Source organism: Nocardia sp. NPDC019395 (assembly GCF_040632335.1).
Classification (GTDB): Bacteria; Actinomycetota; Actinomycetes; order Mycobacteriales; family Mycobacteriaceae; genus Nocardia.
Window position 1 is genome coordinate 1,791,586 of record NZ_JBEYBT010000001.1, and the last position, 26,892, is coordinate 1,818,477.

At 69.7% G+C, this 26,892-nt stretch carries 2 protein-coding genes (1 of these 2 only partly in view); both read right to left on the minus strand.

All coding sequences use genetic code 11. From position 1 onward, the window contains the following. Window positions 1-2,471, minus strand: the 5' end (the start) of a protein-coding gene (locus ABZ827_RS07345) for an SDR family NAD(P)-dependent oxidoreductase (protein ID WP_357233742.1). Its footprint begins 13,426 nt before the window's first position; the window shows 2,471 of its 15,897 coding nt (coding positions 1-2,471); the start codon lies at window positions 2,469-2,471; the stop codon falls past the left edge of the window. Beyond that, window positions 2,468-26,884, minus strand: coding sequence for an SDR family NAD(P)-dependent oxidoreductase (locus ABZ827_RS07350; RefSeq protein ID WP_357233744.1), 24,417 nt, complete (start codon window positions 26,882-26,884; stop codon window positions 2,468-2,470). The genes ABZ827_RS07345 and ABZ827_RS07350 overlap by 4 nt, the downstream gene beginning before the upstream one ends. Window positions 26,885-26,892: the final 8 nt, after the last annotated feature.

A 26,892-nucleotide genomic window follows, 5' to 3' on the forward strand; every position in this document is an offset into this window, starting at 1 on the left:
TAGTCGGGTTGCCGCACTTCGTCGCCGGCGATCCGTCCGGAGAGGTTCGATACCAGCGGGATCTGCGGGCGATGGTAGGTCACCGCCCGCGCGACCTCGGCGAAATCCGCCAGCATCGGATCCATCCGATGCGAATGGAACGCATGCGAGACCCGCAACCGCGAGGTCTTCCATCCGCGCTCCACGCACTTCTCGTCGAGCGCCGCGATCGCGTCCTCGCTACCGGAAACAACCACGGCCGCAGGTGCGTTCACGGCGGCGATGGACAGCTGGTCCGGATGCCCGGCGAGCGCCTGGGAGATATCGTTCTCGCTCGCCGCGATCGCCAGCATCGCACCCCCGGCGGGCAGCCGCCCCATGAGACGGCCGCGCGCCGCGACCAGCCGGCACGCGTCCGGCAGCGACCACAGACCGGCGAGGTACGCGGCGGCGAGCTCACCGATCGAATGCCCGATCAGGATGTCCGGCGTGACACCGAAGGATTCCAGGAGCCGGTACAGCGCGACTTCGTACGCGAACAGCGCGGGCTGGGTGAACTCCGTCCGGTGCAGAGCGCCGGCATCCTCGGGACCGCCCTCGGCCGGCCCGCCGGTGAACATCACCCGGCGGAGCGAAGCGCCCAGCAGTGGGTCGAACTGCGCGCAGATCTCGTCCAAGGCCGTGGCGAATACCGGGAACGCCTCGTACAGTTCACGCCCCATCCCGGGCCGTTGGGCGCCCTGGCCGGTACACAGGAAGGCCGCCTTACGCGTCACCGCCCGGCCCGTGCTGACATCGCTCGCCGTTCCCCGCTCCGCGAGCGCCACCAGGCCCGCCAGCATCGTTTCCCGGTCGCGGGCCACCACCGCGGCACGCCACTCCAGGCGGGCACGGGTGGTCACCAGGGAATAGCCGATATCGCCGACCGTCAGGTCGCTCCGTTCGCGCACCCATCGCAGCAGTGCGGCCGCCTGCGCGCGCAGCCCGTCCTCGGTCTTCGCCGACAGCAGGACGGGGGTGATACCGGGCGCGACCGCCCGCGCACCGGCGGTGCGGTCGTCCGTGGCATCGGCGATGGCCTCCGCCGGGGCGGGCGCCTCCTCCAGAATGACGTGCGCGTTGGTCCCGCTGGCGCCGAAGGAGGACACCCCGGCGCGCCGCACCCGCTCGCCGGCCGCCCACGGTTCGGCCGTCGTGAGCAGCCGCACGGTGTCCGCCGACCAGTCCACCTGCGGAGTCGGTGTATCGATATGCAATGTCGCGGGCAGCGTTTCGTGCCGCAGCGCCTGCACCATCTTGATCACACCGCCGACCCCGGCCGCGGCGGAAGTGTGGCCGATATTCGATTTGAGCGAACCGATCCGCAGCGGATCTCCCACCCGGCCGCGACCGTAGGCCGCGATCAACGCCTGCGCCTCGATCGGGTCGCCGAGGGGGGTGCCGGTGCCGTGCGCCTCGACCGCGTCGATATCGGCGGGCGTCAGGCCCGCGCCGGCCAGCGCCTGCGCGATCACCTGTTCCTGAGAGGGGCCGTTCGGTGCGGTCAGGCGGCTGCTGGTCCCGTCCTGGTTGACGGCGCTCCCGCGCACGACGGCGAGCACCGGATGGCCGTGCCGGCGCGCGTCGGACAGCCGTTCGACCACGAGCATGCCGAGGCCGTCGGAGAACCCTGTCCCGTTCGCCGAGGCCGAGAAGGCCCGGCATCGGGCATCCGGGGACAGCCCGCGTTGCCGGGCGAACCCGATGAGCTGAGTGGGGTCCGACATCACGGTGACGCCCCCGACCAGAGCGAGTGAGGTATCGCCCTGGCGCAGTGCCTGACACGCGAGATGCAGGGCGACCAGCGACGACGAGCATGCGGTGTCCACCGACAGTGCCGGACCCTTGAAACCGAAAGTGAACGACACCCGCCCCGACAGGACGCTGGCCGAAACACCCGGATAGGCATGACCTTCGGACTCGGCGCTCAGCCCGGGTGACCCGACGCGGGGCCCGTAATCCAGGTGGATCACCCCGGCGAACACGCCGGTATCGCTGTCCCGCAGGGACACCGGATCGATGCCCGCGTCCTCCAACGCCTCCCAGGAGGCTTCCAGGAACAGGCGCTGCTGTGGATCCATCGCCTCTGCCGCGCGCGGGCCGATCCCGAAGAATTCCGCGTCGAAATCGCCCACCGCGTCCAGGAATCCACCCTCGCGCGTGTACACCGTCCCGGGCGTATCCGGATCGGTATCGAACAGCCGCTCGAGGTCCCAGCCACGGTCGGTGGGAAAGGGGCCGATCGCGTCGGTGCCGGAGGCGACCAGGTCCCACAGCCGTGCCGGAGTATCGGCCCCACCGGGGTATCGGCAGCTCATGCCGACGATCGCGATCGGTTCGGCAGCACGTTCTTCCAGCCGGTCGATATGCTTCCTGGCGGCGCGCAGATCTCCGGCGACTTTGCGGAGATACCGGCTGAGCCGTTCCTCGTTGCTGGCGTCTGCGCTGCTCATGCCGGTCCGAACTCCTCGTCGATCAAATCAAAAAGCTCACTGTCGGAATGTGATTCGAGATCTTCGTAGCCATCGTCCGGCCGTTTGCCCGCGAGGTAGGTGCGCAGGCGCTCGTTGACGCCCTCTAGCCCCGCGACGGTCTCGGCGTCGTTGTTCGCGATGATCCGCTCGAGCAATGCCTCGAGCCGGGCGATATCGTCCCCGCTCGCCTCCGGCTCCGGCGTAGCGACCACGATCCGGGCCAGCAGGTAATCGGCCAGCGCACCCGCGGTCGGGTAATCGAACGCCAGGGTCGAGGGCAGCGACAGCCCCGTCACGGTCGAGAGCCGGTTGCGGAACTCGACCCCGCCGAGGGAGTCGAAACCGAGTTCGTCGAAACCACGATCGGCCGCTATATCGTCGACCGACTCGTAGCCCAGGACCGCCGCGACGTATTCGCGCACCAGGTCCAGGACGACCCCCCGCCGCTTCGGCTCCGGCACCTCGCGCAGCCGCTCCCCGAGCGAGGGTTCGGCGATCGAGGTGGCGCCCGGCCCGCCGGGTGCGCCGGCGAACCCGCGCAGCACCGCCGGTACCGGACCGGTGGCCGCGTGCAGGCGCAGTGTGCCGAGGTCCAGATGTACCAGTGCCGAGACCGGTTCCGCCGTGGTCAGCGATTCGTCGAACAACCGCAGGCCGTCCGCGCCGTCCAGCGCGGCCACGCCCATGCGCGCCAACCGGCTCATCGCCGCGTGATCCAAGGTGCCGGTCATACCGCGCCCGGACTGCCACGGGCCCCAGGCAAGTGACAGTGCCGGTAGCCCCTCGGCCACCCGTTGCCGCGCGAGGGCGTCCAGATAGCTGTTCGCGGCGGCATAATTCGCTTGTCCCGCGGACCCGGTCATTCCGGCGATCGAGGAGAACAGTACGAACGCCGACAGCTCCATATCCCGGGTGAGCTCGTGCAGGTACCGGGCCGCATCGGCTTTGGGAGCGAAAACCCGGTCGATGTGATCATCGGTGAGGGTGTGGAACGTGGCGTCGTCGAGCACACCCGCGGTGTGCACGATCCCAGTGAGTGGATGCTCCGCCGGAATGCTCGACAGCAGTTCTCCCAGTGCGTTCCGGTCGCTGACGTCGCACGCGGCGATCCGTACCCGGGCACCGAGCCGGGACAGTTCCGCCGCGAGCTCCGCCGCACCGCCGGCGTTCTCGCCGCGGCGCGACACGAGCAACAGTCGCCGCACATCGTGGGAGGTCACCAGGTGCTGGGCGATCAACGCACTCAATCCCCCGGTTCCGCCGGTGATCAGGACGGTTCCGGACCCGAACGATGTTTTCCCGGCTTCCGGGGAAGGCCGAGGTCGCAGTCGTGGCACCAGGAAGCGGCCATCCCGCCATGCCACCTGTGGCTCGCCGGTCGACAGGGCTGCTCGGACCGCCTCGGCCGTCAGGTTCCCGGCACCGTGATCATCCACGTCGAGCAGCAGGATACGGCCCGGATGCTCGGTCTGGGCGCTACCTGTCAGCCCCCATACCGCCGCCGATGCGGGATCCGACGGCTCGTCCGGCAGGCCTGCCGCGTATGCGGTCACCACGACCAGTCGCGATCGAGCACACCGCTCGTCGGCCGACCAATCCCGGATCAGCTGCCGTGCGGTCTTCACGCGCCCGCTCGCGTCCGAATCCGACTTGTGCCGCCACGCAGTGTATTCGGACCACACAACAATCTCCGGGCCGAACGCGTCCGAAGCCAGCGCCGTCACATCCGGGTACTGCCGGTCCGCTCCGGCCACTCGACTCGCTCCGAGCACCGCTACGTCACCGGCGGTGACGAGCGCCTCGCCTTCCTCGGACGCTGCCCAGTGCAGTCCGTACCGCGCCGCGCCGACCTGTGGCTGCCGAACATCGTGCGACCGCACCACGCCGGTACCGGCCGGCGGGTGCTCCGAGGACGCCGTGCGGGACTCGTCGAGGCCGGGTTCGAGCCAGTAACGCTGATGATCGAAGGCATAGGTGGGCAGGGCGACCCGTGCCACTCGGCGTGAGGCGAACAGCGCGCCCCAGTCGACGCTCATCCCGGCGGTGTGCGCGTGGCTCAGCATCGTCAGGAACTGTTCGACCTCGTCGTGATCGCGACGGGCAGCCGCGGCGACCACCGATCGAGCCTCGATGTCCGCGGCGAGCGTATGCCGTGTCATTGCCGCCAGCACCGCGTCGGGCCCGATTTCGAGGTAACGCCGCACGCCCGAATCGGCCAGCGTCTCGATACCGGGTGCGAAACGCACCGCCGCACGCACCTGGGATACCCAGTACCGCGGATCCAGGATCTCGTCGCCGGCGATCCGGCCGGAGACATTCGACACCAGCGGAATCCGGGGCGCGTCGAAGGTTACGCCCGCCGCCGCGGTCTCGAACTCGGCCAGCATCGGCTCCATCCGATGGGAATGGAACGCGTGTGACACCCGCAGCCGGGTCGCCCGGTGGCCTTGTTCACCGAACAGCCGGCCGATCTCGTCGACGGCGTCCTCATCACCCGAGACCACAACGGCCGCAGGCGAATTCACCGCGGCCAACGAAACCCGCTCACCGAATCCGGCGAGCACCGCGCCGACCTCGGTCTCGGACGCGGATATCGCGAGCATCGCACCGCCCGGCGCCAGCGCGTCCATCAGCCGACCGCGGGCCGCGACCAGTTCGCAGGCGTCCCGCAGCGACCACACACCGGCCACATACGCGGCGGCCAGTTCACCGATCGAGTGACCGATCAGGACGTCCGGGGTGACACCGAACGATTCCAGGAGCCGGAACAGCGAGACCTCGTACGCGAACAGCGCGGGCTGGGTCAATCGCGTCCGGTCCAGGATCCCGGCCGCCGCCGCGACTCCCGCTTCGTCGATCAGGTGTCCGGTGAACATCGCCTGCTTCAGCGAACATCCCAGCAGTGGATCGAAATGAGCGCATATCTCGTCCAGCGCCGCGGCGAATACCGGGAAGGCCTCCGACAGCCGGGCACCCATACCGATTCGCTGCGCGCCCTGACCGGTGAAAAGGAAGGCGGTCTTGCCGACGCCCACCGAGCCGGAAACCACTCCGGTCGAGGCGGCACCGGCAGCCAGTTTCGACAGCCGCGCCAGCAACTCGTCACGGTCACCGCCGACGATCGCGGCCCGCCGGTCGTGCTGTGCCCGCGTCGTCGCGAGCGAATACGCCACATCCACCGGATCGGCGTCCGGATGATCGACGAGCCATTCGCCGAGTCTGGCCGCCTGTGCCCGCAGGGCGGTCTCGCTCTTGGCCGATACGAGCCACGGCACCGCCATCGCCGGGTGCTCGGTGGCCGGCGCCGGGGCGACCGGCCGCGGGGCGGGCGCTTCCTCGATGATCACGTGGGCGTTGGTACCGCTGACGCCGAACGACGACACCCCGGCGCGGCGCACCGGCCCACCGGCTCGCCACGGTTCCGGCCGAGTCAGCAGGCGCACATCACCGGCGGTCCAATCCACATGCGGGGACGGCGCTTCCGCGTGCAGCGTCGCGGGGAGGGTTTCGTTTCGCAGCGCCTGCACCATCTTGATCACACCGCCCACGCCGGCCGCCGCGACGGTGTGGCCGATATTCGATTTGATCGAGCCGATTCGCAACGGCTCCCGATCCCCGCGTTGCTGCCCGTACGCTGCGATCAACGCATTGGCTTCGATGGGGTCCCCGAGTGGGGTGCCGGTCCCGTGGGCCTCCACGGCATCCACGTCGGCAGCGGTCAGTCCGGCGTCGGCGAGGGCCTGGGCGATCACGCGCTCCTGGGAGGGACCGTTCGGCGCGGTCAGACCGTTGCTCGCCCCGTCCTGGTTCACCGCGGTCCCGCGCACAACAGCGAGGACATCGTGTCCCCGGCGACGGGCGTCGGACAGCCGTTCCAGCACCAGCACACCGACGCCCTCGGCGAAGGCGACGCCGTCGGCCTCGGCCGAGAACGCTTTGCACCGGCCGTCGGCCGACAGACCGCGCTGCCGCGCGAAATCGACGTAGAGATACGGACTGGCCGCGACGGTCACACCGCTGGCCAGCACCATCGAACTCTCCCCGTTCCGCAATGCGCGGCACGCCAGGTGCAGGGAGACCAGCGAAGACGAACACGCCGTGTCCACGGTCATCGCCGGTCCCTCGAGACCGAAGGCATAGGCCACCCGCCCGGAGATCACGCTGCTCGTGGTGCCGGTGAGCCGGTAGCCCTCCAGATCGCTGACCACGCGGTCGACGTAGCCCGAGGCCCCGGCTCCGGCGAACACACCGGTATCACTGCCGCGCAACGACACCGGGTCGATTCCGGCCCGCTCGAGCGCCTCCCACGACACCTCCAGCAGCAATCGCTGCTGCGGATCCATCGCGGACGCCTCGCGCGGGCTTATCCCGAAGAATCCCGGATCGAAATCGCCGGCGTCATAGAGGAATCCGCCGCGGCGGGTGTAGACGGTACCGGGCTTATCCGGATCCTCATCGAAGAGTCGCTCCAGATCCCAGTGCCGGTCGGCGGGGAACTCACCGGTCGCGTCGGTTCCGGCGGCAACCAGATCCCAGAGCTCGTCCGGTGATCCGATACCGCCGGGGAATCGGCAGGCCATCCCCACGATCGCGATCGGCTCGTCGGTTCGATGACGGCGCACAGGCTTCGTGACGGGTGCGACGGCGGTGGGTTCGATCCGCGACTGCACCAGTTTCGCCACCGCGGCCGGGGTCGGGTGGTCGAACACCAGGGTCGACGGCAACTGCAGACCGGTCGCCTTGCCGAGCCGGTTACGGAATTCCACACCGCCCAGCGAATCGAAACCGATCTCGTCGAAGCGCTGGTCCGGCTGGATATCGTCGCCCGAATCATGCCCCAGAACGGCCGCGGCCTGGGCCAGCACGACCTCCAGGACCACCTCACCGCGCCGCGCCGGCAGCACTTCCGCCAACCGGGCACCGAGCGAATCCGGCGCGGCGGCCACCGGTCGCGCCGGCCGCGGGGAACGCCGCACGAATCCGCGCAATACCGCGGGCACGCTGTCGAATTCGGATCCTCGGCGCAGCATGCTCGGATCGAATCGGATCGGCGCCGGGCAGGGCTCGGCGTGCGTGAGCGCCTCGTCGAACAGGCGCATACCTTCCCGCTTTTCCAGTGGGCTCAATCCCAGCCGGTCCCAGCGCGAGAGGGCAGCACGATCCAGGCCGCCGGTCATACCGCTGCCCTGGTTCCACGGCCCCCATACCAGCGAGGTGGCGGCCGGCCCGGCCGCTCGCCGCCGCCGCGCCAACGCATCCAGGAAACCGTTCGCCGCAGCATAGTTACCCTGCCCCGGCGACCCCAGGACCGTCGCGACAGACGAGAACATCACGAACGCCGACACGTCCCGATCCCGGGTCAGTTCATCCAAGTGCCACGCCCCGTCGATCTTCGGCGCCAGCACCCGGTCCACCTGCTCGCCGGTCAGCGATTCGACAGTGCCGTCATCGAGCACACCGGCGGCGTGCACGACAGCGATCGGGCCGGCGGCGATACCGTCCAGCACATCCCGGACCGAGTCGCGATCAGCGATATCGCATGCCACCACCCGGACCTCGGCGCCCGCCCGCGCCAACTCGGCGACCAGTTCGGCGGCACCCGGCGCATCGGGCCCGCGCCGCGACGTCAGCACAAGATCGCGCACACCGTGCTCGGCCACCAGGTGCCGGGCGAATAACGCACCCAGACCACCCGTGCCACCCGTGATCAGCACGGTCCCGCTACCGAACGACGCTTCTGCCTCGCTCCCATCCGATTCCGACGCGCGCACCAGCCGTGGCACCATCATCTCGCCGGCACGCACCGCGACCTGCGGCTCACCCGACCGCGACACCGCCGCGACCCGATCCGAATCCAACGGCGCCGACGGATCCTCATCGACCAGCACGAACCGATCCGGATTCTCCGACTGTGCACTGCGCACCACACCCCACACCGCGGCCGCGGCGAGGTCGGGAGTCTCTCCGGGCAACCCGGCGCCCCCCGTTGTCACCACCAGCAGCCGAACCTCGGACAACCGTTCCTGCGCCAGCCACGATTTCAGCACTGCGAGTGTGTCGTGCACCCTGGCCCGAGCCGCTCCCGGTCCAGCGGAGAGCCGCTCGGCATCGGACGGTCCGGCGACCCGCCACACCACCAGGCCCGGAAGATCTTCAGCGGCACCGAGCTCAGCGACGGACCCGTACCGCGCCTCGATCCCCGGCACGGAGGTGCCGGCGAGCAACGCCGGTGACGATACGGGCTGGTCCACTGCTCCGGCATCGTCGGCGGTGCGGTCCCAGCGGACCTGATACAGGGCCGCTTCGGCCCCGGGGAGAGTGGCCCGGAATTCCTTCACGTCGTACGGACGCATCACCACCGCATCGACGGACACAATGGGATTGCCGTCCGGGTCGGTGGCCGCGACAGACACCGTCTCGGCACCCGTCGCCACGGCGACGACCCGAAGCGACCTCACCTCCCCGGGCCACTGCCCGCCGCCGGCCGCCGGCTTGTGCAAACGCGCACCGCCCCACCGGAACAGCAACTTGCCGGTATCCGGATCGGAGTTCCCGTCACGCCATATCAACCGGGAGAATCCCGCATGCATCACCATGTCGAGCAGGGCCGGATGCAGATCGTGGCGCCCCGGGTCCGGGGCCGCGTCGAGGTTCAATTCGATCTCGGAGAAGACAGTCTCACCACGTTGCCACGCGGCGCGCACACCGAGGAACGCCGGACCGTATTCGAGGCCCGCATCATTCGAGATCCGCTCGGGAAGTCCCGCACAGTCCACAGACTCGGCGTCGAGAGGTGGCCACTGCTCCTCCCGCAGCCGCGACAGCAACTCGGAATCACCGTCCCACTCGGCCGCGAGCGCGCCGGTCGCGTTGTGCACCCACTCACCGTCCGGAGACACACGGAAGTAGAACTCGAACGCACGACGCCCGGCCTCATCGGGGGCCTGCACCAGCACCTGCAACTCGATCTCATCATCGGCACCGGGCACGATCGGCGCCTGCAGCGTCAACTCCTCCACCACACCGCAACCGATCCGGCCACCCGCGACCAGAAGGAACTCGATCAAGGTCGAACTCGGTACGACCACGGCGCCGTGGGTCATGTGATCGGCGATCCACGGATGCGTGCGCAACGACAACCGGCCGGTGAACAACCACTCGTCATCAGCGGCCAACCCGACCACACCCGACACGATCGGATGATCCGATGCGGAAGGTGATATCGCGTCGCCGGGTTGCGACCAGAAGCGCCGCCGCTGGAAGGCATAGGTGGGTAGCGGGACCCTGCGCATCTCCCGGCCCGCGAACAACGGCCGCCAATCCACCCCTGCACCCGCAACATGCAACTGCGCCAACGACGCGGTGAACTGCGTCACCTCGTCGACTGCCTTCCGGGAAACCGCGGCCACGACCGATGCCGACTCGAGCTCCGGAGTTTCGGCCAGGCATCCGCGCGTCAACGCGGTCAGCACAGAGTCCGGGCCCACCTCCACAAAACGCCGCACACCCTCATCGACGAGAGTGTCCACGCCCGGCGCGAACCGCACACAACTGCGCACCTGACCCACCCAATATTCCGGATCGGTCACCGCATCCCCGGCAACCTCCCCCGACACATTCGACACGATCGGCCACCGCGGAGCCCGATAAGCGATGCCTTCGGCGACCGCCCGGAACTCCGCCGACATCGGATCCATCCGCGCCGAATGGAACGCATGACTCACCCGCAACCGACTCGACCGCACACCGGCCGCGGCCAGCTCGACCTCGATCTCCCCGATCGCATCGACATCCCCCGACAACACCGTCGACGACGGACCATTCACCCCAGCAACCGATACGCGGCCACCGAAACCGGCGACAACGTCACTCGCTCGTGGTTCATCCAGAGCCACCGCCAGCATCGCACCGCCCGCCGGCAACGCTCCCATCAACCGGCCCCGCGCCGCCACCAACACGCACGCATCCGCGAGCGACCACACACCCGAGACATACGCAGCAGCCAACTCGCCCAGCGAATGCCCGATCAACACATCCGGCTCTATACCGAACGACTCCAGCAACCCGAACAACGCCACCTCGAACGCGAACAACGCCGGCTGCGTGAACTCCGTCCGATCCAACACCCCACCATCACCATCAGCGCCCCGGAACATCAACTCCCGCAACGACCGACCCAGCAACGGATCGAACTCCGCACACACCTCATCCAACACCGCCGCGAACACCGGAAACGCGCGATACAACTCCGCACCCATACCAACACGCTGCGCACCCTGACCGGTGAACAAGAACGCCGTCTTACCGGTCTCTGCTTTCGCCTCGATCGCGCCCGGCGCCCCGGCCGCCAGATCGGCCAGACCGGCCAGCAGTCCGGGCCGGTCGCTGCCCACGACCGCGCCCCGCCATTCCAGCAGGGCCCGCGACGTCGACAAGGTATGCGCCACGTCCCACATATCCGCGCCGGGATCGGCGACGAGCCACCGCCGCAGCCGGTCCGCTTGCGCGCGCAGCGCCTCACCGGACTTGGCCGACAGCACCAGCGGGACGACATCGGAGCCCACGGTCGTCGCGGCAACCGCCGGGGAGACACCGTCCGGCGCGCCGGCGACCGGCGCGGTGGGCGCCTCCTCGAGAATCAGGTGGGCGTTGGTGCCGCTGGCTCCGAACGACGAAACCCCCGCCCGGCGGGTCCGCTCACCCCCGGGCCACGGCTCGTTGTCCCGCAGCAGGCGCACCGTACCCGCGGACCAATCCACGTGTGGCGTCGGCGCATCCACGTGCAACGTCTTCGGCAGGACGCTGTGCCGCATGGCCTGCACCATCTTGATCACCCCGCCGACTCCCGCCGCGGCCGAGGTGTGACCGATATTCGATTTGAGCGAACCCAGATGTAGCGGCGCGGCCTCGCGCCGCGTCCCGAAGGCCCTGATCAGTGCCTGCGCTTCGATCGGATCCCCGAGCGTCGTGCCCGTACCGTGGGCCTCGACCGCGTCGATATCCGCGGGCTCCAAGCCGGCATTCGCGAGCGCCTGCGCGATGACCCGCTCCTGCGACAGGCCGTTGGGCGCGGTCAGACCGTTGCTCGCACCGTCCTGATTGACCGCGCTGCCGCGCACCACGGCGAGCACGTTGTGGCCCAGACGTTGCGCGTCCGACAGCCGTTCCAGCACCAGCATGCCGAGCCCCTCGGAAAAGCCCGTACCGTCGGCGGCCGCCGCGAATGCCTTGCAGCGGGCGTCGGGGGACAGCGCGCGCTGACGTGCGAAGGCGATCAACAGGGAGGGATCCGACATCACGGTGACCCCGCCCGCGAGAGCCACCGTCGCGTCGCCCTGCCGCAGCGCCTGACACGCGAGGTGCAGCGCCACCAGCGAGGACGAGCACGCGGTGTCGACCGAGATGGCCGGGCCCTCGAAACCGAAGGTGTAGGCGATCCGGCCGCTCAGCACACTGTTCGAAACACCCAGGTAGGCATGGCCTTCCGCCTCGGCGCCGACTGCCCGGGAGCCGATGCGGGGCCCGTAGTTCTGATGGATGACACCGGCGAAGACGCCGGTATCGCTGCCGCGTAACGATACCGGGTCGATACCGGCGTCTTCGAGCGCTTCCCAGGACGCCTCGAGCATCAGGCGCTGCTGTGGGTCCATCGCGGCGGCCTCGCGGGGGCCGATCCCGAAGAAGGCCGCATCGAAGTCGCCGACGGAGTCGAGGAATCCGCCGTCGCGGGTGTAGATCGTGCCCGGTGCGTCCGGGTCGGAGTCGAACAGCCGCTCCAGATCCCATCCACGGTCGGAGGGATAGCCGCCGACCGCATCCACGCCCGCCGCGGTCATGCGCCACAGATCCTCGGGTGAGCGGGCGCCGCCGGGGTACCGGCAGGCCATACCGACGATGGCGATGGGTTCCCGCGATCGGTCGGTGAGTTCGGGCGGCCGCTGCCGCGCCCGCGACCGGGCCTCCGATCGCCGCTCTGGTTCGTCGACCGGAACGATCTCCTGGCGGAGGAACCCGGCCAGCGCCTCCGGGGTGGGATAGTCGAACATCGTGGTCGCGGACAATTGGACGCCGACAGCGGATTTCAGCCGGTTCCGGAATTCCATGACCCCGAGCGAATCGAGCCCGATATCGCTGAACGGCTTGTCCGGTGCGGTCGAATCGGCGCTGGTGTGTCCGAGCACGGCCGCGGCCTGCGCCCGGATCACCTCGAGAATCATGCGATCCTGCTCGGCGACGGAGCGGCCGAGCAGTTGCGCCGCCCAGCTCGCGGAACGCCCGTCCGACGCCGTCGCGGGTTCGCTCACCCGGCGCCGCGAGGGCCGCGCCAAGCTCCGCATCACCGGGCGAATATCACCGGAACCGGCCGCACCGAGCGCGGTCCCGTCGATCCGGACCGCCGCGAACGTGGCGCTACCGCCCGCCAAAGCCGCGTCGAACAGTTCCATACCGTCCTCGCCGCCCAGCGGAAGGAGTCCTTCGCGCCGCAACCGGACGAGGTCTGCCTCGCCGAGGGCGCTGGTCATACCGCTGCCCTGCTGCCACGGCCCCCAGGCCACCGATATCGCGGGCAGACCCGTCCTGTGGCGATGCTGGGCCAGTGCGTCGAGGAAGACGTTCGCCGCGGCATAGTTCGCCTGCCCCGGGTTGCCGATAACGCCCGAAATCGAGGAGTAGAGCACGAACGCCGACAGATCCAGGTGCGCGGTCGCCTCGTGCAGATTCCACGCGGCATCCACCTTGGGCCGCAACACCCGCGCGATCTGTTCGTCCGTCATGGTGGCGAGCACGCCATCGGACAGCACACCCGCGGAATGGACGACCGCGGTCAACGGATGCGCCGCCGGGATCGCCGCCAGCATCGCGTCGAGGGCGGCGCGGTCGGCCGCATCACAGGCGACCACCTCCACCTGCGCCCCGAGCTCGGTGAGTTCGGCGGCGAGTTCGGCCGCACCGGGTGCGTCCGGGCCGCGCCGGCCGGCCAGTATCAGCCGGCGCACGCCGTGCGTGGTGACGAGGTGCCGCGCGGTCACCGCGCCCAGCCCCCCGGTGCCACCGGTGATCAGTACGGTGCCCTCGGGCCGCAGCGGGGCCGGCACGGTGAGCACGTTCTTGCCGATACCCCGGGCTTGGCCCAGGTACCGGTAGGCGGCGGGCGCCCGCCGCAGATCCCAGGCGGTCACCGGGTCCGACGCCGGTATCGGGTCGCCGAGCAATCCGACGAGCGCGGCCAGAATCTCTCGGAGCCGATCCGGGCCCACGTCCATCAGCATGAAGCTGTGGTAACGAACACCCGGGTGGCCGGCGGCCACCTCGGCGGGATCACGCCGATCGAGCATGCCCATTTCGACGAAGCTGCCGCCACGCGGCAGCAAGCGCAACGAGGCGTCCACGAATTCGCCGGCCAGCGAATCCAGCACGATATCCACGCCGCGCCCGCCGGTCGCGTCGAGGAACTTCCGTTCGAAATCCAGGGTGCGGGAATCGCCGATATCCGAATCGTCGAACCCCATATCGCGCAGCACATTCCATTTGGGCCGGCTGGCGGTGACCAGCGGCCGCAGGCCGAGGTGCCGCGCGAGTCGCACGGCCGCCATCCCGACGCCACCGGTAGCGGCGTGCAGCAACAGCGTCTGGCCCGGTTGCGCACCGGCCAGGTCGACGAGGCCGTAGTAGGCGGTCGCGTAAGCGATCGGTATCGCGGCGGCCTGGGTGAACGACCAGCCATCCGGCATCCGCGCGAGCAGCCGGTGATCGGTCACCGACACCGTGCCGGAGCCCGGCACAAAGCCGAACACCCTGTCGCCGGGGGCGAATTCGGTCACATCGGAGCCGGCCTCCAGCACGATTCCGGCGCCTTCGCCACCGATTCGGCCGCTCTCGTCGGGATAGGTGCCGAGCGCGATGAGCACGTCCCGGAAGTTGAGGCCGACCGCCCGCATACCGACCCGGACCTGCCCCGGTGTGAGTGCCTCCCACGCACCGGGGTCCTCATCCAGACCGAAATTCTCCGGCGACAGCGTGCCCTTGCCACGCAGAGTCAGCGATCGGGCCGGTAGCTCGCGCGGGCCGTGCGAGGTCTTCAGCGGCGACGCCTCGCCATCGCCCCCGGTCCCGGCCGCGCCCGCCGAGGCGATCGCCGGTGCGAGTGGGCCAGGATCGCGGTTCAGCCGCGGTATATGCGCCGTTCCGTGGCGCACGGCCAGCTGGGTTTCCCCCGCGGTCGCCGCAGCCAGCGGCACCGCGGACCGATAGCCCGACTCCGCATCGATATCGACGAGCAGGATCCGGTCCGGGTTCTCGCTCTGTGCCGTACGCAGCAGACCCCATGCCGCTGCTGCGGCCAAGTCCACCGGCTCGCCGGGATGGACCGCCACCGCTCGCCGGGTCACCACGACGATGAGTCCGTCACGAGACAGCAGGCGCTGTACCCGATCCTTCAGTGCGGTCACCAGCTCCCGTACCGCCGTCGGGATTTCGACCTCGGTGGCCGGTTCATCGAGCCGCACCACCGTCATATCCCGGCCGGCGACAACGACGGCTTCACCATCGTCGACCGAGCTCCAGGCGTCGTCCCCGACGGGCTCGCCGGGCCGCTCGGGAAGGGCGATCCACTCCAGCTCGTAGCCGATGCCGCCCGCTCCACGCCGCGGCACGCCGAGCGTGCCGGTCGACAGTGGCCGCAGAGTCAGGGCTCCCACCTCGGCCACGGCTGTGCCCGTCCGGTCGGTGAGGGTCAGGGCGATCCGCTCGTCTCCCGGCCCGGAGGCGGTAGCGCCGGCAACCCTGCGCGCACGGACCCGCAGCGCGGTGGCGCCCGTCGCGCGCAAGGCGACGTTCTCCCACGAGAACGGGACGACTACCGCATCCGCCCGGGTATCGGGCGCCAGCCCACCGACCACGATCGCGTGCAGCGCGGCATCCAGCAGCGCCGGATGTATCCCGAATCGTGTGCTCTCCGAGAGCGCGGACTCCGGCAGGGTGATCTCCGCGAACACCTCACCGTCGCCCGCCCAGAGGGCGGTCAGTCCGCGGAACACCGGCCCGTATTCGTAGCCGCGCTCGGCCAGATCCGGGTAAGCGGTGTCGATCGCTGTGGCCGTCGCGCCCGCGGGCGGCCACTGCACCGGCCCGGTCGCGTCCGCTGCCGTATCCGGCCCGGCGGCCACCGTCGCGACCGCGTGACGGATCCACTGTTCCGAATCGTCATCGAACCGGCCCGAATCACCGCTGCTGGAGCGGGAATACATCGTGACCGTCCGGGATCCGGTGTCGTCCGGCCCGCTCGCCACCACACGAAGTTCGGCGGCGCCGGCGGCCGGCAGCGGCAGCGGTGCCTCGATCACCAGCTCCGTCACCAGCGGGCACCGCACCATTGTTCCCACGTGCAACGCCAGGTCCACCAGGGCAGCCCCGGGCAGCAAGGCGACCCCGGCCACGGCATGATCGGCCAGCCACGGGTGACCGTCTCGGGACAGCCTGCCCGTGAACACGACCTCCTCGGATTCCGGCAATCGCACCATCGCACCGAGCAGCGGATGGTCTGCCTCGTCGAGGCCCGACTGCCATAGGTCCCGCGCGACGCGCGGACGCGCCCAATAGCGCTGATGCTGGAACGCGTAGGTAGGCAACGTCACCCGGCGGGCGGGGCGTCCACCGAGCAGCGGCGTCCAGTCCACCGGCACACCCACCGTATGGGCCCGGGTCAGGGCCGCGACGAATTCGGCGGTCTCATCGGCCGAGCGCCGCGACGCCGCCACCGCTGTGGACTTCGCCTCCACCTCCGGACGCTCGGCCAGGCAGGCCCGGGTCATGGCGGTGAGCACCGCATCCGGCCCCACCTCCACGAATCTGCGCACACCGGAATCCGCCAGCGTGTTCACCCCGGGAGCGAAACGTACGCAACCGCGAACCTGCGCCACCCAATACTCGGGGTCACACACCGCGTCGCCCGCCGGCGCACCCGATACGTTCGACACGATCGGCACCAGCGGCTCGTGGTAGGTCAATCCCGCTGCCACGGCCCGGAACTCGTCCAGCATCGGATCCATCCGAGCCGAATGGAAGGCATGGCTCACCCGCAGCCGGCTCGTCGTGCGGCCGCGCCGGGCGAACAGTGCCTCGAGCTCACCGACGGCATCGTCGTCCCCGGAGAACACCACTGCCTCCGGCCCGTTCACCGCGGCCACCGACAAACGGCCGGGGTACTCGGCCACCACCGTCGTGGCCTCGTCCTCCGAGACGGCGACCGCCAGCATCGCCCCGCCCTCGGGCAGTCCACCCATCAACCGGCCGCGCGCCGCCACCAGCGCACACGCGTCCGCGAGCGACCACACTCCCGCCACATACGCCGCCGCCAGCTCACCGATCGAATGCCCGGCGACCACATCCGCGACGATGCCGAACGATTCCAGCAGTCCGGACAGCGCCACCTCGAAGGCGAACAAAGCGGGCTGGGTGAACTCCGTCCGATTCAACCCCGCCTCGGGGGCGTCGAACATCACCGCTCGCAACGATCCACCGAGATGGCGATCGAACTCGGCGCACACCTCGTCCAGCGCCGCGGCGAACACCGGGAAGTCCCGGTAGAGCCCCGCACCCATTCCGGGACGCTGCGCACCCTGGCCGGTGAACAGGAACGCCGTCTTTCCCTGCCCCGCGATACCGTCGACTACCCGCGCTGATCCCGATCCGGCGGCCAGTTCCGCCAGACCGGCCAGCAACTCGTCACGATCGCGACCCAGCACGCCACCACGCCACTCCAGCAGTGCCCTGGTATCGACCAACGCCGACGCCACATCCCGCACCGCCGCGTCGGCGTGGTCGAGCATCCACTGCCACAACCGATCCGCCTGCGCCCGCAATGCCCCTTCGGATTTCGCGGACAACAACAGCGGAAGGACTTCCGGCGACGCGGGCGCCGCGGCAGGCGCGGCGGTCCGGTGCGGCGGCGCGGCCACTGAGACCGGCGGTTCCTCGAGAATCACGTGCGCGTTCGTGCCACTGATCCCGAACGACGACACCCCCGCGCGGCGCACCCGATCGCCCGCGGTCCACTGCTCCGGGTCCGCCAGCACCCGCACCGATCCCGCCGACCAATCCACGTGTGGTGACAACGCGTCCACATGCAAGGTCCGCGGCAGGGTTTCGTGCCGCATGGCCTGCACCATCTTGATCACGCCACCGACACCCGAGGCCGCCTGCGAATGCCCGATATTCGATTTCAGCGATCCGATGCGCAACGGCTCGCCCCGGTCCCGGCCGTAGGCGGCGATCAACGCTTGCGCCTCGATCGGATCACCCAGCGTCGTCCCGGTGCCGTGCGCCTCGACCGCGTCCACCTCCGCGGGCGCCAACCCGGCGTCGGCCAGCGCGTCGGCGATCACCCGCTCTTGCGACGGACCGTTGGGCGCGGTCAAGCCGTTGCTCGCACCGTCCTGGTTGACCGCGCTGCCGCGCACCACCGCGAGCACATTGTGGCCCAGGCGTTGTGCGTCCGACAGCCGCTCCACGACCAGCACGGCCGCGCCCTCCGCCCAGGACACACCGTCCGCGGCCGCCGAGAACGATTTGCAGCGTCCGTCCGACGCCAGACCGCGCTGCCGGGAGAATTCCGAGAACACCATCGGCGTCGCCATCACCGTCGCACCGCCCACCAGCGCGAGCGAACTCTCGCCCTGACGCAGCGCCCGGACGGCCAGATGCAATGCCACCAGCGAGGACGAACAGGCCGTATCCACCGTCATCGCGGGACCTTCCAGCCCCAGCGTGTACGCCACCCGGCCCGACACCACACTGCCCACGGCGCCGGTCAGCGCATATCCTTCGATGTCAGGTCCGGCCGCACGCGTCAGGTTCTCGTAGTCCTGATACATCACGCCCGAATACACACCGGTATCGCTGCCGCGCAGCGACGTCGGATCGATGCCGGCATGTTCCAGTGCTTCCCACGACACCTCGAGGAGCAACCGCTGCTGTGGATCCATCGCGACGGCCTCACGCGGGCCGATCCCGAAGAATCCGGCATCGAAATCACCGGCACCGGCCAGGAAGCCACCCTGCCCGGAATAGGACGTGCCGGGCCGGTCCGCGTCCGGATCGATCAGCCGATCCAGCGCCCAGCCACGATCCGATGGGAACGCACTGATCGCGTCCGTGCCCGACAGCACCAGATCCCACAGCTCGTCCGCGGACTCGACACCGCCGGGATACCGGCAGGCCATTCCGACGATGGCGATCGGCTCGTCGGCGCGCGCCCGGCGGGCCGTCTTCGCGGCGGGCGCGGCGGCCGTGGGTTCGACCCGCGACTGCACCAGTTTCGCCACCGCCGCCGGGGTCGGGTGGTCGAACACCAGGGTCGACGGCAACTGCAGACCGGTCGCCGTGGCCAGCCGGTTACGGAACTCCACCGCACCGAGCGAATCCAGCCCGAACTCGCGGAACGGCATTTCTACCTCGACCGACTCCGCCGAATCGTGTCCGAGCACCGCGGCGACCTGGTCACGTACCATCTCGAGCACGACTTCGCCACGGCGATCCTCGGGCACTCCGCTCAACGCGGCGCCGAGCGCACCGGCGGCGTTTGCCGGCGAGGCACGCCGCACATCCTGTGCCGGACGCGCGGAACGCCGGGCAAATCCACGCAATACCGCGGGGACGCTGTCGATTTCGGTGACACGACGCACCACGGCCGCGTCGAAGCGGATCAGCACCGGCCGCGCGTGCGAATGCGCGAGCGCGGCGTCGAACAGCCGTATCCCCTCGCCGTCACCGAGCTGCCCGAGCCCCAGGCGGTCCCATCGCGCGAGCGCGGCGCGATCCAGACCACCGGTCATACCTCCGGCCTGGTTCCACGGCCCCCACGCCAGCGAGGTGGCGGCCAGCCCGGCCGCTCGCCGCCGCTGTATCAACGCATCCAGGAAACTGTTGGCCGCGGCATAATTGCCCTGACCGGCCGACCCGACAACCCCGGCGACCGAGGAGAACACCACGAACGCCGACAGGTCACGGTCACCGGTCAACTCGTGCAGATTCCACGCCCCGTCGACCTTGGGCGCCAGCACACGATCGACCTGCCCACCGGTCAGCGACCCGATCGTGCCGTCGTCGAGCACGCCCGCCGTATGCACGACGGCGGTCAATCCACGCTCGGAATCGATGCTGTCCAACAGGGCCCGGGTCTCGTCACGGTCGGCGACGTCACAGGACACGACCCGGGCGTCCGCCCCCGACCGCGCCAACTCGGCAACCAATTCGGCGGCACCCGGCGCATCGGGCCCGCGCCGCGACGTCAGCACCAGGCTGCGCACACCGTGCTCGGCCACCAGGTGCCGGGCGAACAACGCACCCAGACCACCCGTGCCACCGGTGATCAACACCGTGCCGTGGCCCATCGCCGCCGGCGCACCGTTGTCCACCGGCGTGTACGCGGGTGCCAGCCGCGGCACCAGCATCTCACCGCCACGCACCGCGACCTGCGGCTCACCCGACCGCGACACCGCCGCGACCCGATCCGAATCCAACGGCGCCGCCGGATCCTCATCGACCAGCACGAACCGATCCGGATTCTCCGACTGCGCACTGCGCACCACACCCCACACCGCGGCCGCGGCGAGGTCGGGAGTCTCTCCGGGCAACCCGGCGCCACCCGTGGTGACGACCACCAATCGCGAGCCGGACAACCTGTCCTGCACGAGCCATGACTTCAGCAGCGCGAGTGTGTCGTGCACGCACGCCCGAACCGATTCTCGAACCTCCGCCGAATCGCCGGCGGGCGTCCGCCACACCACCACGTCCGGAACATGCTCCGCCGCAGCAGCTTCGGCGGGTGAGCCATGTGACGCATCGACTCCACGCACGCGCGTGTCCGCGAGCGCCGCCGGCGCCGGCGCGGGCATCGCGCCCGGCGCTACTTCGGCGTGTTCCCAGCGCACCTCGTACAGGGCCGCTTCGTCACCGGGGAGAGCGCTCCGGAACGCCTCGGTGTCGTAGGGGCGCATCACCACCGCATCGACCGACAGGACGGGATTGCCGTCCGGATCGACGGCCGCGACAGATATCGTCTCCGCGCCCGTCGCGACGGCAGCGACCCGAAGCGATGTCATCTCCGCGCGCCGTCCACTGTCTGCCGCCGCCGCGTGGAACCGCGCACCGCCCCACCGGAAAAGCAATCTGCCGGTATCCGGATCGGACTCCGCGTCACCCCGCAGGAACTGGGCGAGGCCGGCGTGCAACGTCATATCCAGCAGGGCCGGGTGCAGGTGGAAGCGTCCCGGTTGAGCCGCCGCGTCGGCGCCCAGCATGATCTCCGAGAAGACCAGATCGTCGCGTTGCCACGCGGCGCGCACCCCGAGGAACGCCGGACCGTACTCGAGCCCGGACACCTTCGAAACGCGTTCCGGAATACCTTCGGCGGCAACCGGTTCGGCGTCGCCCGGCGGCCACGCCTCGTCCCGCAGCCGCGACAGCAACGAATTGTCGTCGGACCGGACCGCGAGCGCGCCGGTCGCGTTGTGCACCCACTCACCGTCCGGAGAAACCCGGAAGTAGAACTCGAACGCACGACGACCGGCCTCATCGGGCGCCTGCACCAGCACCTGCAACTCGATCTCATCACCGGCACCGGGCACGATCGGCGCCTGCAGCGTCAACTCCTCCACCACGCCACACCCGATCCGGTCTCCCGCGACCAGCAGGAACTCCATCAGGGCCGCACTCGGTACGACGACGACACCGAATGTCGCATGGTCGGCGATCCACGGCTGCGCACGCAACGACAACCGGCCGGTGAACAGCCACTCATCGGTACCCGCCAACCCGACCACACTCGTCAGAACCGGATGATCAGTCGGAGCCGGCGTCCCGTCGACCGGTGGCAGCCAATAGCGGCGATGTTGAAACGCGTAGGTGGGCAGCGGAACCCGCCGCACCGCCCGGCCCGCGAACAACGGCCGCCAATCCACCCCCACACCCGCGACATGAAGCCCCGCCAACGACGTGACCAACTGCGCCACCTCATCGACCGCCCGCCGAGAAGCCGCCGCCACAACCGACGCCGACTCGATCTCCGGAGCCTCGGCCAGGCACTCACCCGTCAACGCCGCCAGCACCGAATCCGGACCCACCTCCACAAAACGCCGCACACCCTCACCGACAAGAGTGCCCACGCCCGGCGCGAACCGCACACAACTGCGCACCTGACCCACCCAATACCCCGGATCGGTCACCACATCCCCGGCAACCTCACCCGACACATTCGACACGACCGGCCACCGTGGACTCCGATACACAACGCCCTCCGCGACCGCACGGAACTCCGACAACATCGGATCCATCCGCGCCGAATGGAACGCATGACTCACCCGCAACCGATTCGTCGCCACTCCCGTCGCCGAGAGCACACGCTCGATCTCCTCGATCGCATCCACATCCCCCGACAACACCGTCGACGACGGACCATTCAACCCAGCAATAGACACCCGATCACCGAAACCGCCGACAACCTCACCCGCACGCTGCTCACCCAGCGCCACCGCCAACATCGCGCCACCCGACGGCAACGCACCCATCAACCGACCCCGCGCCGCCACCAGGGCACACGCATCCTGCAACGACCACACACCGGCCACATACGCAGCAGCCAACTCCCCCACCGAATGTCCGATCAACACATCCGGTGCGAGCCCGAACGACTCCAGCAACCCGAACAACGCCACCTCGAACGCGAACAACGCCGGCTGCGTGAACTCCGTCCGATCCAACACCCCACCATCACCATCAGCGCCCCGGAACATCAACTCCCGCAACGACCGACCCAGCAACGGATCGAACTCCGCACACACCTCATCCAACACCGCCGCGAACACCGGAAACGCGCCATACAACTCCGCACCCATACCAACACGCTGCGCACCCTGACCGGTGAACAAGAACGCCGTCAGCCCCGAACCGGCCGCCCCGGTGACCACGCCGGCGCCGGTGCCCGAATCGGCGAGACTCGCCAACCGCTCGAGCAACTCGTCCCGATCACGGCCGAGTACCACGCTCCGCGAATCCAGCTGCGCCCGCGACGTCACCAGCGAATAGGCCACATCCGTGAGGTCCACATCGGGCCGCTCCGACAGCCAGGTACGCAGCCGGCCGGCCTGTGCCCGCAGACCCGCTGCGCCCTTCCCCGACACCAGCAGCGGGGTGAGCGGCGCCGCCATATCCGGCTGCCACACCGCATCGTTGGCACCGGAGCTCACGGCGGCGAGCTCGGCGGGTGCTTCCTCCAGGAGGATATGCGCGTTGGTTCCGCTGATCCCGAACGACGAAACACCCGCTCGCCGCGCCCGGTCCCCGGCGATCCAGGGCTCGGATTCGGTCAGCAGCCGCACCGTGCCCGGATCCCACTCCACGTGCGGCGACGGCGTTTCGGCGTGCAGCGTACGCGGCAGCCGCTCGTGCCGCAGCGCCTGCACCATCTTGATCACACCGGCCACACCGGCGGCGGCCACGGTATGGCCGATATTCGACTTCAGCGAACCGATCCGCAACGGCTCCCGATCGCCGCGACCGGATCCGTAGGCAGCGATCAACGCCTGTGCTTCGATCGGATCACCCAGCGTCGTACCGGTTCCGTGTGCCTCCACCGCGTCCACATCGACCGCCGAGATTCCGGCGTCGGCGAGGGCCTCCGCGATCACCCGCTCCTGCGACGGACCGTTCGGTGCGGTGAGGCCGTTGCTCGCGCCGTCCTGGTTGATCGCGCTACCGCGAACAACGGCGAGAATGTTGTGGCCGAGGCGCCGCGCATCCGAAAGCCGTTCCAGCACCAGGACACCCGAGCCCTCCGACCATCCCACACCGTCGGCCGCGGCCGAGAATGCCTTGCATCGGCCGTCACGGGACAGGCCACGCTGGCGAGAGAAGTCCACATACAGCTCCGGGCCGGCCGCGATGGTGACGCCGCCCGCGAGAATCAGGGAGCTCTCCCCCTGGCGCAGCGCCCGGCAGGCCAAGTGCAACGCCACCAGCGAAGACGAACACGCCGTATCCACCGTCACAGCCGGCCCCTCCAGGCCGAACACGTACGCGACGCGACCCGAGATGACGCTGTGCGAGGTGCCGGTCAGCCGGAATCCCTCCAGGTCACCGGTCACCCGACGGGAGTATTCCGACGAGCAGGCACCGATGTAGACGCCGGTATCGCCACCCCGTAACGACACCGGATCGATACCCGCGTCCTCCAGTGCCTCCCAGGCTGTTTCGAGCAACACCCGCTGCTGCGGATCCATCGCCAGCGCTTCCCGGGGGCTGATGCCGAAGAACCCGGGATCGAAATCACCGGCCCCGCTGAGGAATCCACCGCGCCGCGTGTAGACCGTACCCGCTTTGCCGGGATCCGAATCGAAGAGCCGGTCCAGGTCCCAGCCGCGGTCGGCGGGGAACTCGCTGATCACGTCGCGCCCCTCGGCGACCAGATCCCACAGGTCCTCCGCGCAGCGCACACCACCTGGGAACCGGGCGCCCATCCCGACGATCGCTATCGGCTCTGCCGATGCGGTGCGGCGCGGAACCCGGCGCTGCTCCCGGGTGGTCCCGGCGATCAGTCCCCGCAGCAGCGCCGCGACGGCGGTCGCGGTCGGATGGTCGAAGATGAGCGACGCCGGCAGCGCGACACCGGTGGCCCGCGTCAACCGTTTCTGCAGCTCCACACCGCTGAGGGAGTCGAAACCGAGCTCGGTGAACGGCAGGCCGGGGTGAATCGATCGGGCCGACTCGTGTCCCAGGACGGCGGCAGCGTGTGCACGCACGATGTCGAGCACCACTGTGTCGCGCTGATATTCGGGGGCCGCGAGCAGTGTGCGTGCCAGCGGACTGTCGTTCGGCGCCGCGGGAGGCGTATCGTCCGCGGGAATCCGGCTCTCGGAAATGTGGTCTTCGGCCGCGGCGACCACCCGCGGCGCGCCGCTGCCACCATCGGCGGGGACCAGCGGCGTGTCGGCACCGGACTCGCGGCGCCGGAATGCGTACGGCGGCAACTCCACTCGCGTCCCACCCGAGACCAGCGCCCGGGGATCCACGCCGATGCCGACACAATGGGCCTGTACCAGCGAAGCCAAAAGCCGATCCGGACCGGATTCGCCGGGCTGCCACGACCCGACGACGGGTACGCCGGCGTCGCCCTCGGCGCTGACGCCGATATCCGTCGTGAGCCCCGAAATCGGGCCGAGTTCGATGTATCCATTGATGCCGTGGCCGGTCGGTGCCGTGACCGCATCGGCGGTTCGCATCGGCTCCCGCAGGGACCGGCACCAGTATCCGGCATCCAGTCGCGCCGTATCCATGACATCGGCTGTCATGCTCGAGAAGAACGGCACCGATCCGGAGACCGGGCGGATCGGCTCGAGCTCCGCGAGCAGCCGCTCGACCGCGTCGACGCCGAGTCCGATCGATGCCGTATCGTCCTGTCCGGCAGTCTCCTCGGCCACCACGCGCGACCGCAGCGCCACCACCCGCGCCGCATCCGCCAGCGACAGCCCACCGGCGATATGGGCGGCGGCGATCTCCCCTTCGCCACGGCCGATCACCATATCCGGCTCCACACCGGCCGCGCGCCACATCCGGGCCAGCGAGACCGTCACCGCGAACAGCGCCGGTTGCGCCACATCCACGCGAGCCGGCGAGGGCGTGGATTCACCGCGAAGCACCGCCGTCAGCGACCAGTCCACGTACGGCTCGAGCGCCGCCGCACATTCAGCGATCGACGCCGCGAACGCGCCACCGCCATCCACCAGGTCCCGGGCCACAGTCGCCCATCCGGTGCCCGGCCCCGGGCAGACGAACCCGACCCGGCGCGGCTCGGCCCGCCCCCGCATCGGCCCGGTGGCCGCGGCAGGCGCGGCCGAGCCGTCCAACGCGGCCAAACCGGCCAGCAGCTCCGCTCGATCACGTCCGACGACGGCCCCGCGGCACTCCAGCTGGGCGCGGGTGGCCAGCAGCGAATGGGCCACGTCGGCCACGTCCAGACCCGGATGGCGCAGTAACCACTCCCGCAGCCGGGCCGCCTGCGCGACCACGCCGTCCTCGGTGCGAGCCGATACGACCAGCGGCACCGCACCCGTCCGTCCCACCACCGCAGGCTCGGCAGACCCGGTGGCGGGCGCCTCCTCCACGATCACGTGCGCATTGGATCCCCCCATACCGAAGGACGACACAGCCGCCCTGCGCACGGCGGCGGCGGGCCAGCTCTCGGTACCCGTAGCGACCCGCAAACCCAGTTCCCCGAGCGGAATTCGAGGATTCGGCGTTTCGAAGTTCAGGCTCGCGACGATCTCACGATGGGTCAGGCAGAGCACGGTCTTGATGAGTCCCGCGATACCCGAGGCACCTTCCAGATGCCCGATATTCGTTTTGACCGACCCGACAGCAAGCGGTGCGTCCTGGGTCCGCCCCACACCGTAGGTTTCACCGAGCGAGGCGGCCTCCACCGGGTCACCGGCGGGTGTCCCGGTGCCGTGCAATTCGACGTACTGCACAGAGGGCGCGTCGACACCCGCGGCGGTCAGCGCGGATCGGATCACCGCCGCCTGCGCATCCCGGCTCGGGGCGCTCAGCACGCGGCGCTCGTTGCCGGTATTGACCGCGCTGCCGCGGATGACAGCATGAATCCGGTCGCCGTCGGCGACGGCGCGCGCCAATGGTTTAAGCACCACCACGCCGCCGCCTTCACCGCGCACGAAACCGTCGGCCCGCGCATCGAAGGTGTGGCACGCGCCCAGCGCGGACTGCGCGCCGAATTGCGCTGTCCGTTCACCGCTGGTCGGCGACAGAATAAGGTTCAGTCCGCCGGCCAGGGCCACATCGCTCTCGCCGCTGCGCAGACTTTCGCACGCCAGATGCACGGCGACCAGTGAGGATGCCTGTGCGCTATCGACCAGAATGCTCGGGCCGCTGAAGCCGAAGTAGTTCGATACGCGGTTCGCGATGATGCCGCGCCCGACGCCCCACATCGAGTGCCGGCTGACCCCCGGCCCACCGCGCGAGGCCAGCAGCTCGGCGAAATCGCTGCCGGTGCTGCCGAAGAACACACCGCACCGCCGAGCGTCGCGCGCAGTGGCGGCCAGGCCCGCGTCCTCGAGCGCCTCCCAGCTCAGCTCCAGGGCGAGCAACTGCTGCGGATCGATCGCGCGCGCCTCGTTGGGCGAGATGCCGAAGAAGTCCGCATCGAAATCGCCCGCGTTACCGAGGAATCCGGCGCGCTCGGTGATTTTTTCTCGTCCGGGGGGCGCCGTCCCGATCGCGGCATTCCCGTCTCTCAGTAACTGCCAGAAACTGTCCGGATCGGCCGCCCCCGGCATTCTGCAGGATATGCCGATAATAGCGACGGAAAATGCCGATCCGGACACCACTCAACCCT